The 24,152-nt window shown below is 49.7% G+C and carries 23 protein-coding genes, 1 tRNA gene and 1 pseudogene; 6 read left to right on the top strand and 19 right to left on the bottom strand.

Annotation, left to right across the window (positions count from 1 at the left end; all coding sequences use genetic code 11):
- Positions 1 to 2 precede the first annotated feature (2 nt).
- The 4 genes from B1728_RS21430 to B1728_RS21415 all read right to left on the bottom strand — a co-directional run bounded on the left by B1728_RS21430 (position 3) and on the right by B1728_RS21415 (position 3,316).
- Positions 3 to 959 (bottom strand): ABC transporter permease, encoded by a 957-nt coding sequence (locus B1728_RS21430; RefSeq protein ID WP_079912438.1) that lies wholly within the window; start codon positions 957 to 959, stop codon positions 3 to 5.
- A gap of 551 nt (positions 960 to 1,510) precedes the next feature.
- On the bottom strand, positions 1,511 to 2,002 hold the full coding sequence (locus B1728_RS21425; protein WP_079912437.1) for a GNAT family N-acetyltransferase: 492 nt from the start codon (positions 2,000 to 2,002) through the stop codon (positions 1,511 to 1,513).
- Positions 2,003 to 2,022: 20 nt separating this feature from the next.
- A complete protein-coding gene (locus B1728_RS21420; protein WP_179136147.1) occupies positions 2,023 to 2,673 on the bottom strand; it encodes an HAD family hydrolase in 651 nt (216 codons plus the stop codon).
- A 16-nt stretch (positions 2,674 to 2,689) separates the two neighbouring features.
- Positions 2,690 to 3,316 carry a YdcF family protein gene (locus B1728_RS21415; protein ID WP_256865450.1) on the bottom strand — a complete coding sequence of 209 codons (627 nt, stop codon included), beginning with the start codon at positions 3,314 to 3,316 and terminating at the stop codon, positions 2,690 to 2,692.
- Between the two features lie 219 nt (positions 3,317 to 3,535).
- Between B1728_RS21415 and B1728_RS21410 the strand changes: the two genes are divergently transcribed.
- Positions 3,536 to 3,961, top strand: a complete 426-nt coding sequence (locus tag B1728_RS21410) for a VOC family protein (protein WP_079912435.1) — start codon at positions 3,536 to 3,538, stop codon at positions 3,959 to 3,961.
- 447 nt (positions 3,962 to 4,408) lie between these two features.
- Here the strand turns inward: B1728_RS21410 and B1728_RS21405 are convergent, their stop codons facing one another.
- Together B1728_RS21405 and B1728_RS21400 are read right to left on the bottom strand one after the other, a co-directional pair.
- A complete protein-coding gene (locus B1728_RS21405) occupies positions 4,409 to 4,837 on the bottom strand; it encodes an HIT family protein (RefSeq protein WP_079912434.1) in 429 nt (142 codons plus the stop codon).
- Positions 4,837 to 5,394, bottom strand: a complete 558-nt coding sequence (locus B1728_RS21400; protein ID WP_079912433.1) for a GNAT family N-acetyltransferase — start codon at positions 5,392 to 5,394, stop codon at positions 4,837 to 4,839. The genes B1728_RS21405 and B1728_RS21400 overlap by 1 nt, the downstream gene beginning before the upstream one ends.
- 268 nt (positions 5,395 to 5,662) lie before the next feature.
- On the opposite strand from B1728_RS21400, the gene B1728_RS21395 reads away from it, so the two are divergent.
- Complete coding sequence (locus tag B1728_RS21395; RefSeq protein ID WP_079912566.1) at positions 5,663 to 6,577, top strand: SDR family NAD(P)-dependent oxidoreductase; 915 nt, start codon at positions 5,663 to 5,665, stop codon at positions 6,575 to 6,577.
- A 2-nt stretch (positions 6,578 to 6,579) separates the two neighbouring features.
- Entirely contained in the window at positions 6,580 to 7,167 is a 588-nt protein-coding gene (locus B1728_RS21390) for a TetR/AcrR family transcriptional regulator (protein WP_144027952.1), read from the top strand.
- A 178-nt stretch (positions 7,168 to 7,345) separates the two neighbouring features.
- Here the strand turns inward: B1728_RS21390 and B1728_RS21385 are convergent, their stop codons facing one another.
- The 9 genes and pseudogenes from B1728_RS21385 to B1728_RS36910 form a co-directional block, all read right to left on the bottom strand.
- Positions 7,346 to 8,830 carry a sensor histidine kinase gene (locus B1728_RS21385; RefSeq protein ID WP_079912431.1) on the bottom strand — a complete coding sequence of 495 codons (1,485 nt, stop codon included), beginning with the start codon at positions 8,828 to 8,830 and terminating at the stop codon, positions 7,346 to 7,348.
- Between the two features lie 82 nt (positions 8,831 to 8,912).
- Positions 8,913 to 9,155: a helix-hairpin-helix domain-containing protein gene (locus B1728_RS21380; RefSeq protein WP_079912565.1), complete on the bottom strand. Its 243-nt coding sequence runs from the start codon at positions 9,153 to 9,155 to the stop codon at positions 8,913 to 8,915.
- A 41-nt stretch (positions 9,156 to 9,196) separates the two neighbouring features.
- Entirely contained in the window at positions 9,197 to 10,117 is a 921-nt protein-coding gene (locus tag B1728_RS21375) for a GNAT family N-acetyltransferase (protein ID WP_179136129.1), read from the bottom strand.
- 86 nt (positions 10,118 to 10,203) lie between these two features.
- Positions 10,204 to 10,629, bottom strand: coding sequence for a GNAT family N-acetyltransferase (locus B1728_RS21370; protein WP_079912429.1), 426 nt, complete (start codon positions 10,627 to 10,629; stop codon positions 10,204 to 10,206).
- Between the two features lie 296 nt (positions 10,630 to 10,925).
- Positions 10,926 to 11,600 (bottom strand): VOC family protein, encoded by a 675-nt coding sequence (locus B1728_RS21365; protein ID WP_256865458.1) that lies wholly within the window; start codon positions 11,598 to 11,600, stop codon positions 10,926 to 10,928.
- A gap of 177 nt (positions 11,601 to 11,777) precedes the next feature.
- A complete protein-coding gene (locus B1728_RS21360; RefSeq protein WP_079912427.1) occupies positions 11,778 to 12,146 on the bottom strand; it encodes a VOC family protein in 369 nt (122 codons plus the stop codon).
- Positions 12,147 to 12,166: 20 nt separating this feature from the next.
- A complete protein-coding gene (locus B1728_RS21355; RefSeq protein WP_179136127.1) occupies positions 12,167 to 12,847 on the bottom strand; it encodes an HAD family hydrolase in 681 nt (226 codons plus the stop codon).
- Between the two features lie 37 nt (positions 12,848 to 12,884).
- The gene (locus B1728_RS21350) at positions 12,885 to 13,310 is read right to left on the bottom strand and encodes a GNAT family N-acetyltransferase (protein ID WP_079912425.1); all 426 of its coding nucleotides are present in this window, start codon (positions 13,308 to 13,310) and stop codon (positions 12,885 to 12,887) included.
- 155 nt (positions 13,311 to 13,465) lie between these two features.
- Positions 13,466 to 14,008: pseudogene (locus B1728_RS36910) on the bottom strand (GNAT family N-acetyltransferase).
- A gap of 141 nt (positions 14,009 to 14,149) precedes the next feature.
- On the opposite strand from B1728_RS36910, the gene B1728_RS21335 reads away from it, so the two are divergent.
- The gene (locus tag B1728_RS21335) at positions 14,150 to 14,461 is read left to right on the top strand and encodes a hypothetical protein (RefSeq protein ID WP_144027950.1); all 312 of its coding nucleotides are present in this window, start codon (positions 14,150 to 14,152) and stop codon (positions 14,459 to 14,461) included.
- 53 nt (positions 14,462 to 14,514) lie between these two features.
- Here B1728_RS21335 and B1728_RS21330 read toward each other — a convergent pair whose 3' ends face one another.
- Entirely contained in the window at positions 14,515 to 15,285 is a 771-nt protein-coding gene (locus B1728_RS21330; protein ID WP_079912421.1) for an AAA family ATPase, read from the bottom strand.
- Between the two features lie 43 nt (positions 15,286 to 15,328).
- Positions 15,329 to 15,817 (bottom strand): GyrI-like domain-containing protein, encoded by a 489-nt coding sequence (locus B1728_RS21325; protein WP_079912420.1) that lies wholly within the window; start codon positions 15,815 to 15,817, stop codon positions 15,329 to 15,331.
- A gap of 261 nt (positions 15,818 to 16,078) precedes the next feature.
- Here B1728_RS21325 and B1728_RS21320 point away from each other — a divergent pair.
- Both B1728_RS21320 and gluQRS read left to right on the top strand, forming a co-directional pair.
- Positions 16,079 to 16,155, top strand: a tRNA-Asp gene (locus B1728_RS21320).
- Positions 16,156 to 16,263: 108 nt separating this feature from the next.
- Positions 16,264 to 17,229, top strand: a complete 966-nt coding sequence (gene gluQRS, locus B1728_RS21315) for a tRNA glutamyl-Q(34) synthetase GluQRS (protein WP_079912419.1) — start codon at positions 16,264 to 16,266, stop codon at positions 17,227 to 17,229.
- Positions 17,230 to 17,350: 121 nt separating this feature from the next.
- On the opposite strand, the gene B1728_RS21310 is transcribed toward gluQRS, so the two are convergent.
- Together B1728_RS21310 and B1728_RS21305 are read right to left on the bottom strand one after the other, a co-directional pair.
- On the bottom strand, positions 17,351 to 20,503 hold the full coding sequence (locus B1728_RS21310) for an alpha-mannosidase (protein WP_079912418.1): 3,153 nt from the start codon (positions 20,501 to 20,503) through the stop codon (positions 17,351 to 17,353).
- A gap of 488 nt (positions 20,504 to 20,991) precedes the next feature.
- Positions 20,992 to 24,039, bottom strand: a complete 3,048-nt coding sequence (locus B1728_RS21305) for a glycoside hydrolase family 2 TIM barrel-domain containing protein (RefSeq protein ID WP_079912417.1) — start codon at positions 24,037 to 24,039, stop codon at positions 20,992 to 20,994.
- Positions 24,040 to 24,152 lie beyond the last annotated feature (113 nt).

Here is a 24,152-nt window from a genome sequence, read left to right as displayed (position 1 = left end):
TCCTACCATATTCCTTGCTCCCCGAAGCGCTTGGCGATCGTGTTCGCTAATATGACGAAAACAAGTCCAACCAACGCCTGGAACAAGCCCATCGCCGTCGCCAGCGAGAATTGTGCCGATTGGAGTCCCGCCTTGTATACGAAGGTGCTGATCACTTCCGCATAATCCATAACCAGCGGGTTGCCCATCACATACGGCCGTTCAAAGCCGATCGTCATAATATGGCCAAGCTGCATAATAAGCATCACGACAATCGTCGAACGGATACCCGGAAGCGTTATATGCCATATTTTCTTCATTCTTCCTGCGCCATCAACTTCCGCTGCCTCATAAAGCTCCTTGTTGATTCCTGTTAGCGCTGCCAAGTAAATGATAGTCCCCCAGCCAGCACTGTGCCATATCCCTGTTCCCAGGTACACGAGCACCCAGTTATTTTTTTCCGTCAAGAATGGAATGGGCTGCAAGCCAAGACTCGTAACCAGGTTATTGACGAGACCTCCGTTGGTAGAAAACATCTGATACACGAGGCCGCCGATAATGATCCACGAGATAAAATGGGGCAGGTATAAAATGGTCTGCGCCATTTTTTTAAACCAGATGACCCTGAGCTCATTAAGCAGAAGCGCAAGAACAATAGGTGCGGGGAATGAAAAGAATAAATCCAGGAAATTGAGGATCAGCGTATTCCGAACAACCTGATAAAACTGACTCATCGCAAACAGCTGCCGGAAGTTATCGAAGCCGACCCACTCGCTGCCGGTTACCCCTTGGAAAATACTATAATCCTGAAAAGCAATGGCCGCTCCATACATCGGAACGTACTTGAAGACAATAAAATACAAAATGGGAAGAACAAGCAGTAAGTACAGCTGGTAATCCCGCCAAACCCCCGTTGCCTGCCGGCGCCTGACGGCCGTCTGCAATATATGCGGCTTGCTCTGTGTTGAACTTTGGTCCATGTGCATCCCTTCTTCCTGTGACGTACTTGTTGCTATATCATGATCATGCAAAACTATAGCATCTACGACCCTATGGTTTCGGCTCGGGCCGATTACCCAAACTATACGCGGCTGCTGTTTACAGCACAATAGACTTATTTCAGGGTAATTATCCGAATTCCGAAACCGTTGATACGCCTGGATTTATTGACTTGCTTCATGGGGGAAGCCGTTGTTATGGATAGTCTTTCTTTGGTACAATTTTGACGTTCTTGGACATTATTGCAGCTTGTGCTGTATTTGAAGCCGTTCATCCTTTCCTTGTTAGAAAACAGTTCATTAACAGAGAAAGGTCAACCGCTTTTTAGCTCAACACCAAGAGCCCTAGCCAGAGATGGTCCCCGTCTAAAGCTTTTATCACAAGATGATATATCCATAAATAGAAGTGGAAAAAGAGTGGTAAAAAAAGAGGCCTTCCAATGGAAAGCCTCTTCCTGTATTTGATGTATTCCTCTAGCCTACTCGATAAAATGAACGGTTTGTAAGAACCGTTTCAGCATCGTTAACCCCTCTTATTTGGCCTTTACTTCAAAATGCTGGGCTGGCTGATTTCCAAACTGTATAGATTGAAATACACCGTTCGTGTACTCGGCGACAATTTTGTTCCAGAATGCCCTTGCTGCCGCATTGTGTTCGATTTGGGATACGATCCATCGTCCCGGAAACCGATCGAAGGTCTTGAATGCCGCGGATCGGCCGATCCCCAGCTTCTGATATTTGCGAAGGATGAAGAATTCCGCCATCAGCCAGGTGACGGATTGATCGGGAGCCCGCTCCCACTCCCTGACCAGCACCAGCCCCGCCAATTTTCCCGACTCGCGAATGAAGAACGGATGCCGGCTCGAATCTGTCCAATAATGGTCCAGCATCCGATATTCGAATTGTCCGTATGGATTTAACTCCAGGCTATCCAGATACTCGCTTAATTCATATAAATAAAATTCCAGCAGATTGCGCAGAATCCCCTTTTCCTCATAAGCGACACGCTGCAGTTCTACCTCCATCTCCCCACCTCGGCCATCCGTTAATTGAAATGCTGAATGACTTGCTCCAGGCTCATTTCACCCATGGAAGATATCCGTAAATCATACTTCTCGAACGTAAGAAACTGCGTCAGCTCATTAGGTACGATAACGCACTTCATGCCCGCCCTGGTCGCCGCCTTGGCGCCATTAGAGGAATCCTCGAAGGCAACCGATTCATTAGCGGCCACCTCAAGAAGCTCCAACGTTCTCAAATAAAGAGTAGGATCCGGCTTCACCTTCTCCACCTGATCCCCTGTTGAAATGGCTTCAAAGTACTCACCGATCTGCAGCTTGTTCAAGAAAAACTCGATCCACTCCCGCTTGGAGCTGGAAGCAAGCCCTATTTTCAATCCTAATGATTTCGCTTCGTTCAAATAATCCTGAACTCCATCTCTCATAGGAACCGCTTTCATTTTCTGCTTATGCAGCTCTTTTGCCTGCCGCTTAATGTCATCCCGGCATACCCCCAGCTTCACCACCTTCTCATCGATATATTGGTTCAGCGCCGAATCGTCCGTCCCTACACAATTTACGAACAGCTCCCAATGAAAATCGATTTGGTACGCCTCGAAAACTTCTTTATACGATTCGTACCAAACGGTCTCCGTATCAATGATCAACCCGTCAAAATCAAATACGACCGCCTTTATCATGCTGAGTCCCCTCCTATGGTTTGGCTTGCGGCAATACGTCGTCTTCAATGGCGCCCGCTCTGATGTACATAATGATTTTACGGGATTCGGCTTCCACTCTGTTGGCCCCTTCAGCACTAAGCCACCAGTTATCCCGTTTGGTCGTTTGGTCGTCTACCGGACATAGGGTATATTGGACCCACCGGGGCATGTAAGTTTTCAGAGTCAGATGGGCTCTTCTCACATGATATGCTGAAGTAACGACCAATAGCCTGCGGACATTCTGAAGCATTAGGCCTCTATCAAGGACGAGCAGGGAGGCGAGAACATTTTCTTTCGTGTGCCTGGATTCCGTCTCCGTCAAAATATGCTCTGGAGGAACCCCAAGCTCAATAGCTCTCTCCCTCATAAGCATTGCCTCGCATTGATTGGATTGCGCCGGCCATACGGTTCCCCCCGACAGGAGAAGCTTCGGAGCCCTGCCTTGACGATACAGCTCGACTGCCGCAGGCAGCCTGTACCGTAAGCTTTTGTTGCTGCCAAATACAAAGATGCAGTCGCCGTGACTTCCATCGTCTGCAATGCCCTCGAACAATAGTGTCGTCATCTGCTGTCTCGTCAGACGATCAGGATCCAATTCTGAAATACGAATCGTAATCACCTCCGCTTCTCCATGCAAGCATCCAACTTACTTCCATTTTATCACAAAATAATAGGAACGACCGGACATAACCAATTTTCGGATTGCAAACATATGTTCTTTGTTATATAGTTTGATTATGGGTAATACTGGGAGGTGGTGCTGTTTCGCCGACAAGGAATCCGCGTCACGGAAGCATCATGAATTCCAACCATTCAACCAAAGGAGCTGACATTGATAATGACAGTTAGATTGCTGCCTTATTTTGTGATGAACGGTAACGCCAAGGAAGCTATTGCATTTTATGAAAAAGCATTGAATGCCCAGCTGCTCCACAGCCTTACGTTCGCCGATATGCCCGCTAATCCGGAGTTCCCGCTGCCTGACGCAGCCAAAGGACTGATCGCCTATTCCTTGCTGAAGGTCGGCGAGACGGACCTTATGCTCTCTGATACGTTCCCTGGTCAGCCCCACCAAAGCGGCAATCAGGTTACGGTCTGCATTTCCACCAAGGATGCGAGCGAAGCGAAGCAAATGTTCGAAGCTTTGTCGGAAGGCGGACAAGTTCATATGCCGCTGCAGGAAACCCATTTCAGCCCTGCTTACGGCAACCTGACCGATAAATTCGGCGTATCGTTCCAGGTTTTCACTGAAGGCGAGCATTAAGAAGCACACCGTCAAACGTTTATCGGGCAAACCTTTCATTTGGAAGGGACCTTCTAAGCCTTTGCTTGCTATATGCAGCAGAGGCTTTTTTTAACATGATGACTTTAGTGGCTCCTTGCAAAGTAATTGAACTAGCCTCGAAATCAATGCGCCGCTTTGCGGGGGTGTACTAATTACTCCCTTCAATGAGGTGCATCCCTTTGAAAATAAACCGTTGAATCTTTCATAGAGCAAGTGTACGTTTTTTTCCAATCCAAATTTGTACAGCCGTTAGCTGCCTTCCATTTCACCAAAAATCAATCACTTCAGTATATTCACCTTGTTAATGAAAGATTGGGAATCCTCCAAATCTCCATGAATGAATCGGATAGTAGTAAGCCTAAATACTATACCCACGATACCCTTGGATACATCCGGCTGCGGTGCCTCCTGTTTATTCATCTCAGGTTAAGTCTCGCTCCCATCCCGAATCAAGGCTTCTACGATCTTATCACAGGTTTCGCTTAACCGATCGCCTGCGTCATGGGGAGATAAGGGCTCGCTCCAGCTGAATCCATCATCCTTATACCTCGGGATCAAGTGCATATGATAATGCCTCAAGTCGTTGAATATGCCGCCATTCTGGCATATCGAGATCCCATCAGGATGAAATACTCGCTTGATTATCGAGGATAGCTTCATGGAGGCCTCCATAATGCGGTGTGCTGTTTCCATGTCCATTTCATCGACGTCCAGCACATGCCGTTTCGGAAGAATGAGCAGATGACCCTCGTTAAACGGAGCTATATCCAGAACACAGGTTAGATACTCATTCTCATAAACGACCTTCACGTCCGGCTCCGTCCCTTTGGCAATTCGACAGCCCAAGCAGTCCATTACCCGTGCCCCTCTCCGGGTCCGACTCGTTTGGCCATGAAGATATCCGGCTTGCCGAATCCGTTCGCATCCGGCAGGACACCGACCACTTCAAACCCCAGCTTCTTGTAAAATCCAAAAGGATGTCTGTTCCGATCCGTCAGCTGCATCACCTTCCCCAGCACATCCGGATAAAGCTCTTGTCCGTATAAACTCGTACCGTTCGACTCATCGTCTGTTCCCAAGTAGATCGTGATGCCTCCTCTAGCTTGGACGCATGCTTCAAAATCAGTCACTAACGCCCTGCCGATCCCGCGTTCCCGATAGCTCTCCGCTACCACCAACGGATGCAGCTCCCACACATGGCCGCTGTAGCTGCTCTGACCGCCGATCCAGCCTACGACAGTGCCGTCTTCATCAACCGCCACTCGGCTGATCCTGTCCTCCTGCAAGCTCTCCTCTACTTCTAACAAGGCGTCCTCCATGGTTGCCCAGGCTTCTGTGAAGTTTACCATCAAGAGGGCAGCGGCCCCCTGTATTCGTGCCATGTCTTCTCTACGTAAGTCCACGATTTGCATTAGCTATTCCCTCCGCATCTTATGTTATAGGGTTCTTTCACTTAAAATCAGCCGTTGCGTTTACTAAGCACATTCTTATTTTCATTATTTTACCACACCCATCCATGTCCCGGAGTGAAAAAACAACTACGATTATACTCTCTTCAAAGAAACTTCCGAGCTGCTCGGTATAGTGTCTGATAAAAGTCTATTGACAACAACTGCATTCGAAGTTACCATGAATAAAAAATGAATGAATCATTCATTCACTAATGGAGGCGTTGTAATGATGCACAAAATAATGAATAATAATCAATGGACAGCACAAGGCAAATATATTGTGATCACCGGAGCTACCAGCGGAATCGGATTGGCGGCAGCCAAGGAACTGGCCGCTCGTGGCGCTAACTTGGGCATTGTGGCTCGCAATCAAGCCAAGGCGAACGAGGTGGCAGCCCAGCTCCGTGCTATCGCCAAGGATAATACGGTAGATGTTTTCCTTGCTGATATGGCTTCTCAAGCATCCATACGCCAGGCGGCGAACGAGATTTTGAGCCGGTGGTCCAGGCTGGATATGTTGATCAACAATGCCGGGGCTATGTACGAGACGCGCCAGCTTACAGTGGACGGTTTGGAAATGACTTGGGCGGTTAATCATCTGGCCCCTTTTCTGTTAACCGGCCTGCTGCTTGACCGTTTGAAGCAAAGCGGGAATGCCCGTATCATTACAACCGCCTCCCACGGGCACAAGATGGCTAGGCGTGGAATCCGTTTCGAGGATATTAGCGCAAAACAATTGTTCACCTTCCCGCTCAATCTGTTAGGCGGAGCTACCCTCCGCTATGCCGAGACGAAGCTGGCAAATATATTATTTACCGCTGCATTAGCCCGACGCTTGGAGGGAACGGGGGTCTCCTCATACTGTTTCGATCCCGGCCTGGTGGCCACCAATTTCAACCAAAATAACGGGGCGGTAGTTCGCCTGTCGATGAGCGTGATGAAATTATTTTCCCGTACTCCCGAGAAGGGTGCTGAGACGCTGGTCTGGCTCGCCGACTCCGACGACGTTACGGGGCAAAGCGGTCTCTATTACGCGGATATGCGGCAAAAGACACCGGCAGCACCAGGTCTTAACAGAGCTGCGGCCGAGAAATTGTGGAGCATCAGCGAAGAACAAACATCCTATTCATGGGAGCGTGTATGACTATGGTACCATCAGGCGAAACCAAAACAGAACCTATTCCAGATGAACGGAAGGAGCAAATCAAAAAAGCCGCACTCAAAGTATTCGCAGAACGGGGCATCTCGGGTACAAAGATGAGTATGATCGCCGCCGAAGCCGGCGTAAGCCAAGGTCTTTCTTACCGGTATTTTGAATCGAAAGAGGAAATTTTCACCTTACTTGTACAGGAAGCGATGGAGGCGGCCCAAACCGCTATTCACAGCCTTCACCAGCTGCCCGGTACTCCCTTGGAGCAAATCCGGACATTGACGGCTCAAATGCTGGAGGACAATCATAAATATAGCTTTCTTCTGCTGCAGCATGCGCGGCAATCCGATGATGTGCCCGGTAAGGTTAAAGAAATCCTAGGGCAGTATTCGCCTCAAGAAACGATCCAGCAGCTGGCTCCTATTTTAATAAAGGGACAGGAGTCCGGGGAATTTTGCGCAGGGGATCCTTCCGAGCTGTTAATGCTCTACTTCTCCGTTATCACGGGATTGATGCTTCAGGAAGCGCCGGAACAAGGCTGGTTCAGCCAGATCGATATTCTTATGAAGATTTTGACGAAATAGCTCTTCAGAGTAATCGGTTATTTTTCAAAATAGAAATAAACGCTTCGTCATCCTGCACATCTTGAAACTCCGGCTGCGCCATAAACCTATGGATATATCTCGCCCTCAAGCCTTTGTTGCCTTTTACCTTCACTTCAGACAAATGCAGATGGCGCAGCGTTTCTCCTTATTTGGGCATTCATACGCTATCCCCTTCCGTCAGTGCGGCCGAACCGCAAGCATTGCCAACATAAATAGGAAGCCAAATCGAAAAAGCCGATCCCGCACCCTTCGTGCTTCTAACGTGAACCGTCCCGCCGTGCTCTTCAAGAATCCATTTGGCGATCGATAACCCTAATCCGCTGCCAGGCGTCATTCCTCTGGAGGAGTCCGCCCGGTAAAACCGGTCGAAAATATGAGCAATCTCCTCCTCACTCATGCCGATTCCTGTATCCTCTATCCTGAATCCTATTCTGTACTCCTCCTTCTCGATACTCAGCTTGACAGCCCCTTGGGACGTGAACTTAAAGGCGTTTTCGATAAAAAGAAGCAGCATCCGCTGTAGGTAATCTCTATCTCCAACGATACGAAGCCCCTGCGTGAGCTCTGCCTTCTCTACAGCCCAATTGACATGCTTCGGAATGGACTCGACTTTGCCTAGGACGGTTTCAATAATTGACCGCAGCTCCCATACGTCCTTGCTCATTTGTAAACCGGAATCAGCTCTGGCGAGAGAGAGCAGATCGTTGACGAGTCTCCCCATCCTCTCGGAGGCATCCGTAATATCCTGCAGTGCTTCCAAAGAGATTTCAATTTCCTCTGGAGATTGAGGCCGCTCGCGGTTCGAGGCTCCCCATACGTTTTTCAAAAATTCGGCATTTCCTTGAATGGACGTCAACGGGGTTCTCAGCTCATGCGACGCGTCGGCTACAAATCTGCGCTGCATCATCGACGATTGATCCAGCTTGGCATATATGGTCTGAATGCGTTCAAGCATCTGATTCATGGTTTCGCTTAAAAGACCTATTTCATCTATTGGCCCCTGATATTGGATTCGCGTCCCGAAGTCGTCACTATGCCGGATTTTCCTAGCCGCAGCCGCTAACGAAAAGATCGGCTTAAGCGCCTTGCGTGAAAAGAGCCAGCCTATATAAGCGGCGAGGGTCACTACAATGATGGCTAAGAGGCCAAGAATCCAACGCAAATTCGCGAGGAACCTTTCCATTACGCCGACATTATAAGCGGCCTGCAGCACTCCGACGGTGCTTCCATTCCAAACTAATGGCTCGCTATAGATTAAAAAGGACGTATTATGGATCGGAACGACGGAATACTCCTCTTCTTGATTTCTCGTCAAAGCCTGTGAAGAATAGGGAAGCTCAGCATGGCTCAAATTGACTGTCTTGCTCTTGGTGCCGCTAAGGAAGTTGGTAATCTGAATGTACATTCCCGAGCTGACGGTATCCAGATCATCAAGCCCGATGACCAAATTCGAGCCTCGCGGGGAAATTTCCAGCTGGTAAGCAATATGTTGATGAATTTGTGCTGTCTGAGCCTTCAACGATTTTTTCAAATCATTGTATATGGAAGCCTCCAAAAAAATATAGAGAGCAGCACTAAACAATAATAAAACGCAGGTCAAAATGCCCGAATAAAGCAGGGTTAATCTCATACCGATCGTCAAGGTAAATCACTTCCATCCAGGTAGTCGATATACCTTAATTATCCATACGCAGATTAACATGAAGTTAAAATAACCTAAATCTTCAGGAGCCGTCAGCGAAGCTGAGCCCCTTCTCTGCCAAGGCGCGGCGAAGCAGCTCCATCGCTTTGGGACCCATGCCGTGAAGTTGAAGAACCTCGGATTCCTTCAGCTTGGCGAACTGTTCCAGACGTACATAACCGGCACCTGTAAGAGCTCTTACAGCCGGCTTCGCCAACCCCGCAGGAAGGTCAGATTCCGGCACAGCGCGCTGCACTTCCTTGCTATCGTTTCTCTTTTTGGTCATGAAATTTTCACCTTTCATTCGTTAAAATGCATTCCTTAAGACTATGGCAAGAACTTTGTCGCGTAATGGATTCTTCTGTAATCCTGCTGAAAACCAAACATGCTGTACAGCGACCTGGCCGCTGCGTTAGCAGTATCAACAGACAATCGAACATCCTCCGCCCCTTGGACCGTTAATCTTTGCAGGATTAGGGATAGCATCGCCTTACCGATACCCCGCTTTTGATGCTCGTGCCGTACCGCAATGGTAGGTATTCGCCCTTGGGTCCCTCTGAGAGTAGCTGAGACGAAGCCCAAGGGCTCTCCTGACAGAGTAGTACACAACAGATACAGTTCCGGTGAAAATCCTGTCCCCTCGAACTCATGGACAACGCTTGCCGTACTTTTATTACCTCCAAACGCATCGTTATAAATTTCAGCCCAGGCTTGGGCATCTGCAAGGGTCGGGGCACGGAACAGCCATTCCTTTGACGGAGCTCTGTGCCTCAAATCCTCAACGGCCTTCCAACGAAGAACCTCCAAGCTTTGCTGCTCCTGCATGCGGAACCGAATGCCCAGTGCAGTTTCACCAGGAATACGTGTTATGGCGCGATGAATGAAATGAATCGGAGTCGACTCTTCTAATGCAATCTTTTCAAGTTTCGAGAAAATAAAGTCAAATATAGCAGTGCCAATACCCTGTCTGCGCCAATCAGGGTCAACCGTTCCGTAGCAATAAACCGCCGTATGAGAGTTCCTTTTGACGAAACACAAGGAAAAATACGCAGCCATGTCTGCACCAGCCTCAACGACAAAAGTATGCTCGCGAATGCGTTCGCCCGGTTCATCCAGATCACGCTCAAACTCTTCTGCTGTTACTCCGTACATGAAATGATACGGTTCGCGGCTAATCAAGGATACGATAGCATGGGTATCGGACGGCGTATGTAACCGAAAAGATATTTTTTCTCTCGGCGTCTTCATATCACTTACCTCCATATTTGGTATTTCTCCGTCAGCTTTGTCCATAAAATTCATATAATTCAAGACTCCCCCAGCGTAATCCGCGTCTAACACGTTAGGTCTTTTTTTAAATAATAATGAGTGTGTCCTCCCGCGTTAGGAATCGTTCCGTAAATATCAAAACCGAGCTTTTGATAAAATCCCAACGCCTGAAAGCTTAATGTATCCAGCTTGATGAAATCGCACTGCTTCTCTTGGGCCATGCGTTCAGCTTGGTCGAGCAGCTGTTTACCATAACCCGATCTACGGTATGCTTCCTCTACAAACACATAGTGGACCTCCAGCCAGTTCCAGCATACTTCCCCTACTAGTCCTCCCAAAATATGATCCTCGCCATCTTTCAGAAACAGGTTTACCTCTTGATATCGGTTCCTTAGCTCAGCAGGAAAATGACGCCAGTTAAACTCGATCAGCTTATTTCTTACCCAGGCTTTGCCTTCGCTGTCGATTTCTTGTGATAGGTACAATTCCACCGAGATCCCCCCTTTTCGTTGCATTTCCAAACCCTTTACCATACAAAAATACAATTTTTTTCTGGAAAGTGGATGATAAAAATCATCTATATACAAACATTCCACCGTTATTGGAAAGTTTAGAGCAGGACAACCTCTCCCTTCTGAGATAAAAATCTATAGGTATGAATCCCAGTCACGCGTTGCATACTACGGGGTGGTCGGTCGAATCCCTCTGTTCTACCCGAAATCTTATAAACTCTAGCATGTTCAAAAAACGGCTGCCGAAGCAACCGTTCTCTTTGCAAATTGTTAAATTAACGAGTTATAATTTCCGCACGTTTGTCCGGATGGGCTTCATTATGCTTCTCAAGCCTTTGCATCAGTTCCATTGCTTGCTCCGGCCAGTTGACGCGGAATTCATCCCAACCGTGAAGCACGACTCGGCAAGGCAGACGTTTGTTATGGCCAAGCGCATCCGATACAGCATCCCAATCGGCCATTGCTTCCTTAGAACCGACCTTGCGCTTGAGCAGAACAAACAGATCCTCTTCCTTCTTCACTCTATCCAAAGGAACAAAAATCCGGTGATCATCATTAACATCAAAATAGTTGCCATCCGGATCGTAGAACTGAAAGTTGATCCCGCAATCGTCACGGTCCCGCAATTTCGTAACCTGTACGCCATGCGCTTTCAAGTGCTCATATAACCCTTCGATGTTCTTGACGCTAAAGCACCATGCCGCTTCCGGTTCCCCGCCTTCTTGCTTATAAAAGTTGACTGTCGATTCCAGATCGGTATGCACCAGGAATAAGCCCATTCCGGGCATCGATAGCATTGCATGGCTTCCGGGTTCAAGAATACTGGATTTCATTCCCAGCATCCTATCGTACCAATCAGCAGCTTTAACTACATCCCTGGTTGGAATATAGACACACGCGAGCCCCTTCCATTCAAATGCTGTTCTTTGAGATGGGTCCTCTGTCTTCATCTGTACGCTCATCATAAGCCTCCTGATATTTTATTGGTTCAGGGCAATATGCCTGATCACAATAGGATGCCATTACAAGGTGCTAATCTGACATGAGCCCAAACTTTTTTTCGGCTAAACGAAATGGAATTTATTACCTAGGAAATAACGATTTAAATCTTCACCCGTTCTCACTTATCAGGACGGTACAGTCATTTCGGCAAGATGCCAGCAAACACCGGCCGGGTCGATTAGATGGATCTCCCGCTTCCCCCATGGATATAAGGTCGGTTCCTTAACCTTAATAGGGAATCTTTCGGCAAGCTCCGCTTCCTGTATATGCCTCCACCAGCCGTCAAGATCATCGACGAGCAATTCAACCATGAAATTATCCTGCAGCTCTTGATTGTGGATATTTTGCAGGTAGAAGTCCTGACCTTCCTTTCGAAAAATGCTCAAGCCATTATCCGAATATACCTTCTCAAAGCTCAGTGCTTCGAAAAATCGTTGGGCCAGTGCATAATCCTTTCCGGAAGGAATAAACGGACGAAGCTGAAATGCTTTCATATTTGTCCCTCCTTATCCCCTTAGCAAGGTAAATAGTCGAACAATGCGTCCAAGGAACGGATCTCCCGCTGTACCGGCACAACCGGAGATTCATTTTTTCTATTAAGCCATATGCCGTAAATCCCGAGCTTCTCGCAAGGAACAATATCCGTACGAACATCATCGCCTACATAGGTCGCCTTCATAACATCTTCCCCTGCAAACTGACAAGCGTATGTGAATATTGCCGCATCCGGCTTCGATACCCCGATGTCTCCCGAGGCGACCACAACATCAAAATAATCCTTCAACCCCATTCGCTCCAGCTTCATCCTTTGTTGACGGGAATCCCCGTTCGTAATGACACCCAATTTGTATCCAGAGAGCTTTTGGAGGCAGGGGAGCACATCGTCATAAGGCTTCCAGTGCTGTTCAAAATGATGAATATAGGTATCGAAGAAAGATGACGCTTCCTTATCGCTGATTTCCCCTTTTACAAGCTCCTTCATTCTTTCCGCCTGCTGCTGCCCAAAGGTCAGCTCTCCCTTTAAATAACGCGAATAATGCTTTACCGCTACGCGGCACCATTCCACATAAAATGACTCACAAGGCACGTCTTGAAGCTTGAGCCTCTCTCCGAATTGCCGATGGAAGCCTTGAACTCCCATGAATTCCGCAGCTTTGAAATCCAATAAGGTTCCGTCCAAATCAAAAAAGATCAACCGCACTCACCTCCTAAGACAATATAGCGATGAGGGTTTACTGCTCCCCGGTGTTTTTCGAATAGACGAAAAATCCGCTTCTCTTTTCCCAGCCTGCCGCCTTCCAAAAGCGATTGCCGATCTCATTATCCTCGATAACGAAAATATGACATTTATCGATCCCTTGCTCCCTCAGCTTGGTTAAGCTTGTTTCTACCAAGCGATGGCCGATTCTTTGCTGGCGATACTCCGGATTTACCGCAACGTGATAAATAAAGCCCCGCCTTCCGTCATGCCCGCACAATATCGTCCCCACTACCGTCTCCTTATCGACACATATGTAGCTAAGCCCCTGGTTCCGGTGCAAATAAGCCGCAATACTATCCTTCGAATCCGCCTCGCTTAAAGCCAGCCCGTCGATCCGCTCCCATAATTCGATCATCTGCTCATAATCCCGCAGCTTCATTTCTCTGATTGTAGTCATAAGATGTACCTTCATTCGTTTGTTAGTTTATCTCCAAGCATATCGCTGGAATGGTTAGCTTCATTATAGGTTTCGTCTGGCTGGAACCGCAAGCTATGTAAATTGCAACCGGCCGGCTTCCAGCATGGCCCTAGCGTTCGGAATCTCCTTAGGATTCAAGGCTCCCCTCCTTCAATCCGTCTTCGATTCGGTGAGAGGCGCATAATCTGATTATCTTTCCGCTCCCCGTCGAACCATTCGCGTCCGTAGAGCACCTTCACTTTTTCAAAGCCGCATTTCTCATAGCTTCTAATGGCCCTGGTATTCCAGGTTTGAGGGGCGATATAGATCTCGTCTGCTCCCTTTACATCGAACAAATAGGAAGTAACCAATCGCAGAGCTGCTGTCCCAATCCCTTTATTCTAATACATGCTTTCTCCGATAAACAGATCTATCCCGAAGATCCGACTATCCTCCTGAGCACCATAAGCCTTGATTTCTTCCTGCTGCAGAGGGTAAAACTGAATATATCCAATTGATGTCGATTCCATCTCGATCATACATGGGGTTACATAGTGCTCGCCCTTTGCCCGCGGGCCATACTTATCCTTAATCCGTTCTAGTGTGTACCGGGCACTGGGCCCCTCAATGAAACGAAGCACTTGCTCGTCGTTAAGCCATCTCAAAAGACTTGCATAATCTTCATCGGCATCCTTCATCAAACGGATCAAGACTCGGCTATCCTTAATAAGCAACATAGCACCTCGTTCCGTATTTTATAAATCTGCATAGTGGGAGATTCTGAAGCTCATTGCAAGTATAATAGAAGATGTATTATGAATGGATTAGGGGGTATCAGAATGAAGGATATAGTAACTAAGGAGTTGGACACCGCTTTAAGCCATTGGAATGCCATGTCCCGATCGGATCAGGAAGAGGCGGAAGAGATGGCGAATGCATTTGAAGCAGCCTTCTATCGTTTCATCGACGCGCTGCGCGAATGGGTCTATGCACTAAACCCTCGTCCGCAAACTTTGGATGAATTGTTGGAGATGCCCTTTATCCAGGACATCACGGATCGCCTGCCTGCTCCGCTTTACTTGAACTTCGAAACGGAGGCCGAGCAGATTATGGAGAATAGGAGCAGAATCGACGACGAGAAATATGATTAAAGGCCGGACATCAGAAGAAAACCAATGGTCTACTTCGGGCTGAATCAGCCGGTTTACTCCTCGTCGTAGCCATTAAAAAGCTCATCGATCATCCGGTCCTTGTTATTGAGAAACTGCTTCATGATAATAAAGTGATCGGTCTCTTCCAACCGCCGCTCCTCAATTCCCTCCGGCGTCAAATAATAAATAATGGAGTCAGGGTACGCCATTAATATTGGAGAATGCGTGGAGATAATGAACTGGGAGCTCTGCCCGACCAGCTCATGAATACGCGACAGCATCGCCATCTGCCGGAACGGGGACAGGGCTGCTTCCGGCTCGTCCAGAATGTACAAGCCTTGTCCTCCAAATCGATGCAGGAATGCGGCGAAGAAGGATTCTCCGTGGGACTGCTCATGCAGAGACTTTCCTCCATAGGAGTTTTTGATCGGCGGCCCGAAAGAGAATTCGTTATCCAGCTCCTCGATATGAGTAGCCAGATTATAATAGCTCTCGGCACGGAAAAAGAATCCGTCCCGCGGCTTGCGCCCTCCGCTGACCAACCGAATATGCTCATGCAAATTCGAATGGGTGGCTTGCGTTGAAAATGTAAAATTTTTCGTGCCGCCCTCCGGATTGAAGCCCCAGGCAACGGCAATGGATTCCATTAATGTTGATTTGCCCATTCCGTTCTCGCCGATAATGTAGGTCACTTTGGGATGAAAAGATAATGTATGCAATCGTTGAATAGAGCCTAGATGAAATGGATAATGATCAAAGGAAGGAACACTTTCCCTTATTAACTCTATCCGTCTCAAATAAGGTTCTCGGGTTATTGGTTTCATTCGCCGCATCATCTCCGCTGCAATTCTGGTAATGCCATATAGGTCAGGCTATAGAGGCCGCATTGTTTATGGTGACAGGGACCCAGATTTCCACTATCGATTCTTCGTTGAAAGGTCCCAGGAACCTCTCATCATAGACTTCCATATGATACCCTGCCCGAACGCTCCACTTGGGGGACAACCAATCCCTATATATGCGGTCGATAAAGGTCCGAATAAAGCTTAATGTTCCTCTGTATGTAAAAACGGCATAGCTTCCCGCTTCCGCAACAAATGTAGTCATTCCCTCAGGTATAGCCAAGCTCTCCGTCATGACTTCAGCTCCCGCTACGAACTCAAAACCGTCTTCCCTTGTTGAACCTGATGGTACCAGTTCCACACCGAAGGTTCGTCCAGGGATCACCTGATCAACCTCGTTAGCCCGCTCCGCCCATTGACCGTACAACTGCGGAATCGCGTTATCATAGGGAAGCACACGCTGCTGGAAACCAACGATCACCAATCGTTCTTTCTTAACCAAAACAGGTTCCATCGGTCAATCGCTCCCACATGAAAGATTGCTTAAAATCCCTATTATTTGTAAGTTATCCCCATTTTACCAAACATAAGTTCTTATTACAAGTAAAATCCTCTGTTATGAAAAAAAGGCTGCGAGCCCTATTTATCTTCTAATGATCCGATACAGGCCGCAAAAGGGAATGATGAAGCTGTAGAAATTTTCCTGAATGGCTTGTCAGACGGCACGGCTTCATGATAGTATACTATTTGTACTAAGAACACTGGTTTGCAACGCGGAGCCGTGGTGTAGAGGCCTAACATGCCTGCCTGTCACGCAGGAGACCGCGGGTTCGAATCCCGTCGGCTCCGCCATTTATCACATCCGATTTCAATTGGTACATAAGCAATCGAAAGCATAGAGCGGCCTAGCTGCTCTTTTTTTGCATTCCAGGTCGGCATTACCAGGAGAGTGTGATCTATATGCTTCGACGCGGACGGTTCGCCCCTACCCCCTCTGGACAGCTTCATATCGGAAATGCCTTTACGGCGCTGTGCTCATGGCTGCAAATCCGCCAAGCCGGCGGACAATTCCTGCTGCGGATTGAGGATATCGACAAGCTAAGATCCCGCCCCGCCTTGGCGGAACAAATGCAGGAGGATCTGCAATGGCTCGGCCTTGATTGGGACGAAGGACCTGGCATCGGCGGTCCCTTCGGCCCTTATGAGCAAAGCCGCCGCGAGCTGCTCTATGACAAGGCGCTGGAGCGGCTGAAAGCGGATGGGCTTACTTATCCGTGCTATTGCAGCCGCGCGGACCTGGCCCGAATTGCCAGCGCGCCGCATGGCCTCTCTTCAGAAGGGGAAGCATACCCTGGCCTATGCCGCCATTTAACGGACGAGGAGCGACGCGCGAAGGAGGCGGTTAAAACCCCTTCACTTCGGTTTAGGATGCCTGATGACCCGATCAGCTTCGTGGATGGCATCACAGGTACGCAAACGTATGGAGCTGAAACGTTAGGGGATTTTGTCGTCAAGCGGGCTGACGGGATGTTCAGCTATCAGCTGGCCGTAACGGTGGATGATTCAGCGATGGGGATTACGGATGTGCTGCGGGGAAGCGATCTGCTCGACTCTACGCCGAGACAGCTTGCTCTGTACGGGGCGCTCGGCCGGAAGCCTCCGCGTTTCTCACATATTCCTCTGCTGGTCGATGCGGATGGCAACCGATTCTCCAAACGGGACAAAAGCCTGTCTCTCACAGCGCTGCGTGCTGAAGGGGTTGCACCAGAGCGATTAAGCGGGTTGATCGGCTATTTGGCAGGCTGGCTCGATCATCTGGAGCCCGTCCCGGCGCAAGCCCTAATCCCGCGCTTCCATACAAAGCGTTTGAACAAGCGGCTCATTCCGGTCAGCGGTGAACAGCTTCGTTGGCTTCGAAGCAGATAAGGGATCCTGGCATAGCCTTACATGTTGAACACAACTACAGACTTTCATTAAGCAAATCCGCTCATGAATATAAAAGGCTGCCAGCGATGCTGGCAGCCTGCTTCTTCCATTCATGCAAAGATTAATCCCTCAAATAGAGCAAAATCGATTTGATCTCATAAGGGCTGATCTCCAACGAGATCGTCCCCTCTTCCTGCAACCCGTCGATAGGACGTTCCATCAAGTCCGTCTCCTGCCAGCCTGCAATACAGGCATCGCTTGTCAGCGTTACCTTGCCTCTCATCCCTGCGAATTCATGCATCCGCACGATGACGGCATTGCTGTCCTCCGCCTTTTTCACCGCATCGATCATCACATGGTCCGCAGACAGCCCCAAGAGAGAAAATTGCGGCTTCTCCGGCTTGCCGCTAATCGCTTGCACCGGATTGTTCAACGCCCAGGCGGATGGCACGGTGCCGCCCTGCAGCCAATCGCCCTCATGCGGATATAACGAATAGATGAATTCATGCTCACCTTGATCCGCCTTAGGGTCCGGCACCATCGCCGACTTAATCAGCGACAGGCGAAGCACGTTATCCTTGATATCATAGCCGTATTTGCAATCGTTCAATAAGCTGACCCCATAGCTGCGCTCGGATAAATCCGCCCATTGATGCCCTACCGACTCGAATCTGGCATAATCCCAGCTTGTATTCCAATGTGTCGGCCGTTTTACATTACCGAATTGAATGTCATAGGTAGCCTCGGCAGCATGAATTTGGACGGGGAAAGCCGCTTTCAGCAGCTGGCGCTGCTCGTGCCAGTCAACCTTCGTTTCAAAATCAATCCGCCGATGCGCGGCATAGACGATCATCCTTTGGCAGATGCTGGAGCTTCTATACTTCCACTCCATCCGGACTACAGCTCGAACCGGTCCGGCCTCCTCCACTTCCACGAAGATCAGCTGCTCGACCTCACGCATTTTTTCCTGATAAAAAATATCGATGTCCCACGCCTCGTGGCGCCCCTTGGGTTTATCCTCGAATACTTGAAGCACGTTGGCGCGAGCGTCCTTAGCCAGCACCTCACGGTCTGCCGCGAGATCGTACAGCCTTGTCAGCTGCCCCTTCTCATTCCACACGATTTCATAGAATGGTGTCTTAAGCCCGCTCTCCGTAACACGGAACGGCTTAGGCTGGCTCGCATGACCGCTCGAGACCGCGGTGAATCTCACCGTTGTATACCCCATCGCCGGCATACCCGGCACGTAAACATGCCATTGCCCGCCGCTAAGCTGAGCCTGGAGCGCATTCCCTTCGGTATCCGTCCATATGCCTTGTTCCATTCCGGCCAAAGCCTCAATACAGACTACATCGCTGCGCTGCCAAGAAGCGCTGTTAAATAAAGTGAAGTGCTTCTCTTCCGCCCCTTCTTCCCCTGCAACAAGCCGTTCTCCCGCTTCCTGCCACGCCTGACGGGCAATGGCAAAGGCTTCGGCGTATTCTTCTCTGCTGTCCTGATACACTTCGCCGATCGAAGAGCCAGGGATGATATCGTGGAACTGATTGCGCAGGATGATTTTCCAGCCTTCGTACAGCTTCTGCTGCGGATAGAGGCTCCAGACGGACTGCAGGCCGCTTCCCAAAACGGACATCCATTCCGTCTCCCGGTACAACAGCTCCAGCTTGCGGTTTGCGCGTTTGTTGTAGGCCTGGCTCGTATAAGTGCCGCGGTGAAGCTCCAGATACAGCTCGCCATTCCACGTATGAACATAGCGGTCCGTGAGGGCTATCTCCTCCTTCAGCCGGTCAAAATATTCATCAGCCCGTCCCGTCTTGGCTTGCGGAAGCCCCGGCATGCTTTCCAGCCTGCGGCGCATCTCCAGCATTTCGCGGTTAACCCCGCCGCCTCCGTCTCCATAGCCGTAAGAGAGCAGCAGCTCCTGATTGATTTCCTTATCCCGGTAACCGTCCCAGATTCCTTGAATGGAAGCCGGAGTGATGCTGCCGTTATAAGTGTAGTAAAAGGCTCCCTCGCTCGTCCCCGGGTCCGGCGTCGTAATGAAATGGGTCAGCACTTCGCTGCCGTCGATGCCTCTCCAGACGAACGTATCATGAGGCATCCGGTTATATTGGTTCCAGCTGATTTTGGTCGTCATGAACATGTCGATACCAGATTTCCGCAGGATTTGCGGCAGCGCCCAGCTGTAGCCGAACACATCGGGCAGCCACAAGTAGCGGCATTCTACGCCGAACTCATCGCGGAAGAAACGTGTGCCGTACAAGAGCTGCCGCACAAGCGATTCCCCCGAAGCCAGATTGCAGTCCGCTTCAAGCCACATCGCCCCTCCGGCTTCCCAACGCCCCTCTGCCACACGCTTTTTGATTTGCTCATAAATGGCCGGGTAATCCTGCTTCATATACTCATACAGCTGCGGCTGAGTTTGCAGAAACACATAATCCGGATACTGCTCCATTAATCTAAGGACGGTGGAAAACGACCTCGCCGCCTTCTCACGCGTATGCTTTAAGCGCCATAGCCAGGCCACATCGATATGGGTGTGCCCGATGCAATAAACGTGAACCGGATGGTTATTGGGCATCCGATTGAGCTCCGAGCGCAAAAGTCCCAGCGCTTCCGCCAGCGAAGCATAGAACGCTTCTGAGCCCGGCTCGCTCCAATCAATGAGCAGATAGGCGCGGTCCAAAGCCGATAGAAGCTCGTGGCGCTCCGGACGGTTTTCTTCGAGCTGCTCCACCGTTTCAAGCACAGCCCGGCTCGTATAATAAAGATCGTCCGCCGTTTCGTCCAGCCAGCTCAGCTCAGCGCATTGAAGCTGATTTTCGATAGGCTCGGCTTTGCCGTACCCGTTCAGCCCCGACCAAAGGCGAAACTGAAATTTCACTTCGGTTCCCGCTGTTTCCGGAGCCAGGAATACTTCCTCGTGATTGGAATCCACTCCTTGATACGGCTGGCCGTTCAAGAACAATAGCGATTCGAAGCCGCTGTTGTTGCCTCCGCCCGTCCGGCCGAAATCGAACCGGCCGACGATTCTTTTTCCCTGCCAGCTTGCAGGAACGTCCGCTGTGAAGGCGAGCCACCTGTACAGGTCCCGGCCTGTCCACCGATCGCCTATCGATACCTCCTTCCACTCGCCGTCTTCAGTCGGGTAAGCACCGATCCGTCCCTCCTCGTCCTGCTTCATCTTCATGCCGGTGATCTGTATGCTTTCACGATACCGGAAGCCCTCGATATCCTTGATTCGCGCGGCCAGCTTTTCCTTCGTCCATAACATGCCTTGTCACCCTTCCCTTGATGGTATCTGCCATGACAAAATACCCACACAAAGTGGGGTGAGTCTGTTGGTAAACCTATAGAGCCTGAACTATTGCCAATATACTCCGGTGGGGTACACCTCTCCGGCCACTATTGAAACCCGTGAATTGGATTAGATTTAGCGGTATTTTCACGGATTTCAAAGGCGGACGTAAACTCCTCCGAGGCATACCCCTCCTCCATATTTAGCATACTTCGCGCAGAATAGGGTTACCCAACAAGTTCCCCCACCAAGTGGGGCCATGGCTTCGAAGCTAAATCTATAAACGCCACATTGTCAAAAAACGACAGTCCTTCCAATGAATCAAAGTTCATTTTCTAGGACTGTCCTTTTTGTGCTGCTTTCGTTAACAAGTACTGGTTTTATTATAGACCAGCCTCGATTCCATGAAGGAAGGGCAAATCAACTATCCGTGGCGGAGGAATTCGCTTTTTTCACACCGTTCTTCAAATCCCACCATAGCCGTCCTCTTTAAAGACTGGCTGCAGCTTAAGCTTATATTGAAATTCTTTCTCGTTGAAACGGTATGGCTCGAGCAATTCAGGTCCACATGAGGCTGACCCTACCCCGCTCATTTTATAGTCAAGATGGACGATTGTTTCCTTTCTTTTGACCAGCTCGTAGGTATGCTCCGCTTTCGTTAGATCCTCCGGCGTATAGTGGGACGCTTGGAAGGAGAACGGTTGAGAAGCTTGAAAAGCTAGACCCATACCGAGTGCGTTCGAGACAACCGCCCATTCCGTTCCGAACCGCGAGCCGTTCTCCTGCGGCATAATGTAATTCTCGAACATCTCGTCTACCGTTAGCTGATAACGGCCTTTTTTCACGCTCTGGCGTTTGTCTATATAGCTCTCATGAGGTCCGTTCCCGAAATATTCGACTTGCCCCATCCCTTTAGGCATCGTCAGCTGCAGTCCAAAGCGGGGCAGAAACTCCAGATCTTCTCTAACCTTCACCTGCACATCCAGCTCGATCGCTCCCGTTCCAGCGATGATCCAGCTGGCTTCCCCATGCAGATACGGATAACGGTTATACCCCGTCAGCGAAAAGCTGACGGCAATTTCTACCGCTTGGGATCCTTGAGCTTTCCATTCGGCACGATATACCTTGGTCTTGGCCCCATCGAGCCCCTTGTCCTGCCACTTTTTCCTCATATACATGTCATTGTCTATGGGAGCGCGCCAAATTTGGAAGTGGGTCGGAGCGGCGAGCATAGGAACTCCTTGCTTGCTGATCTCAACAAAAGCTCCGGCATTCAGGTCGAATACATGGCGGAAATCAAAGCCTTCCACAACAAGCCTTCCGGCTTCTTCCCGTACCTGAATATCGGAAGCACCCCATCCGTCGCCTCCCGCAATTGGAGCATCGATCGAATCCTGCTCAAGCTCGAACTGCTCGAACATGATCTCGTAGCCTGCTTCCGCCCAACGCGTTTCCTCTTTGAGCCAGCAGGATAGCGTCAGGAAAAACCTTCCTGCCTGATTCGCCGGTACTTCATAAGGAAGCTTCAAGACTTGTGCTGCATGCGGAGCAGCTGTAAGCTCCCATACGGTTCCTTGCTGGATGATCTCTCCATCCTTCTCCAGCTTCCACCGCAGAGCCAGATGCGACAAATCTGCAAAATCATACAGGTTCGTTACCTTCACTAAGCCTGTCGTCAGGTCATCCGCTTCGATTCGAACAGGTGCGATCACCTGCTTGAGCTCAAGCAGCCCCGTATGAGGAGTCCGATCGGGTGTGACAAGACCGTCGATACAGAAATTGCCGTCATGCGGCACCTCGCCGAAGTCTCCGCCATAGGCAAAGAACGGAACGCCATCCGCCGTCTCGGTCTTGATGCCGTGATCGCACCATTCCCACACGCAGCCGCCCATTAATTTGGGATAGCGGTAGATCACTTCCCAATAGTCCTTCAAATCCCCGGGTCCATTCCCCATCGCATGGCTGTACTCGCATAGGAACAGCGGCTTCGTATTGCTTTCATCCTCGGCATACCCGCGAATATCGTCTACCGAAGCATACATGCGGCTCTCCAGATCGAGACATTCCACATTCGGATTTCCTTTATAAACCGGCGCCGCTCCTTCGTAATGAACCGGTCTGGAGCTGTCGCGTCCGCGGGTCCATTCTGCCATAGCCATATGATTTTCGGCATAACCGGATTCGTTCCCCATCGACCACATGATCACGCAAGGCTGGTTTTTGTCGCGCTCCACCATGCGTTCGGCCCGTTCTACAAAAGCCGCTCTCCACTCGGGATTAGCGGACAATTTGTGAAAAGCTCCTTCCGCCCAATCCTCCGCTCTTCCGATCCCATGGCATTCCAGATCAGCTTCATCGATAACATAGAAACCGAACTCATTGCAGAGCTCAAGAAACCGCGGATCGTTCGGGTAGTGGGAGGCGCGGATCGTATTTACATTATGCCGCTTCATTAAACGCAAATCCTGAATCATATGAGCTATAGGGATGGTCTGCCCCAGCTCCGGGTGGGAGTCATGACGATTGACCCCCTTCAGCTTGATGGCCTGATTGTTGATCTTAAATACGCCGTCCACAATGTCTATCCGCCGGAATCCGACCGGAAAACGAAGAACTTCCTCACCGGAGCACACGTACAGCTGATACAAGTAAGGCTGCTCCGCGTTCCACAGCATCGGATTGTCTACGGTTAACTGCACGCTGCCCCGTCCATCAACGATCGCCACGCCGTCAACCACCGGTTTGCCCTGAGCGTCCTGAAGCTCCAGCTTCACTTCCGCGCTTCCCGATGCTTCCAGCTCCACCTGCAGAACCGCCTGGCTGAAATCCTCGGCCAATTGCTGTCTAACGAATACATCGCGAATATGAGAGGCGTCCCTAGCCAGCAGGTACACGTCCCGGAAAATGCCTGTATACCGCCACAAATCCTGATCCTCCAGATAAGTGCCGTCACACCATTTGAGCACCATAACGGCTATGCGGTTGCGGCCGCGCTTCACATGGGAGCTTATATCGAATTCCGAAGGAATCCGGCTGCCTTGGCTGTAACCGACAAATACGCCGTTCACCCATAAATAGAAGCAGGCATTGACTCCTTCGAACACAATGTACTTGTCCTTCTCATCCCACTGTTCCTTCAGATTGAATTCACGGACATATACGCCTGCAGGATTCTTATCCGGAACATACGGAGGATCCACAGGAATCGGATACCGGACATTCACATATTGAAGCTGGTCGTATCCGTTCACCTGCCAGCAGGACGGCACCAGCAGATCATCCCAGCCGCTAATGTCAGCCTGCTCCTGATAAAAGCCTTCCTGCACCTGAGTCACACTCGGATAGTATTGAAACTTCCAGCTGCCGTTCAATGTCTGATAAAAAGGCGATCCTCCCCTTTTACCTGCTTTCGCAGTTTCCTTGCCGGAATAGGGGATATAGTAGGACCTCGCCTTCTGGCGATTAACATGGAGGACATTCGGGTCCTCCCAATATTTGTTCACAAATGACATAGTGATGAGCTCCTTTTCTTATTTCATTGTCAAAGCAATAAAATTACCTATATTATATAAAGGTATCGCCCTGCCGCTAAGATCATAAAGCGGACAACATCTAGTACAAAATG

Source organism: Paenibacillus sp. 32352, from assembly GCF_002042965.1.
Classification (GTDB): domain Bacteria; phylum Bacillota; class Bacilli; order Paenibacillales; family NBRC-103111; genus Paenibacillus_S; species Paenibacillus_S vulneris.
Note: the sequence above shows the minus strand (reverse complement) of the source record. Positions and strands in the feature narration are given on the sequence as shown.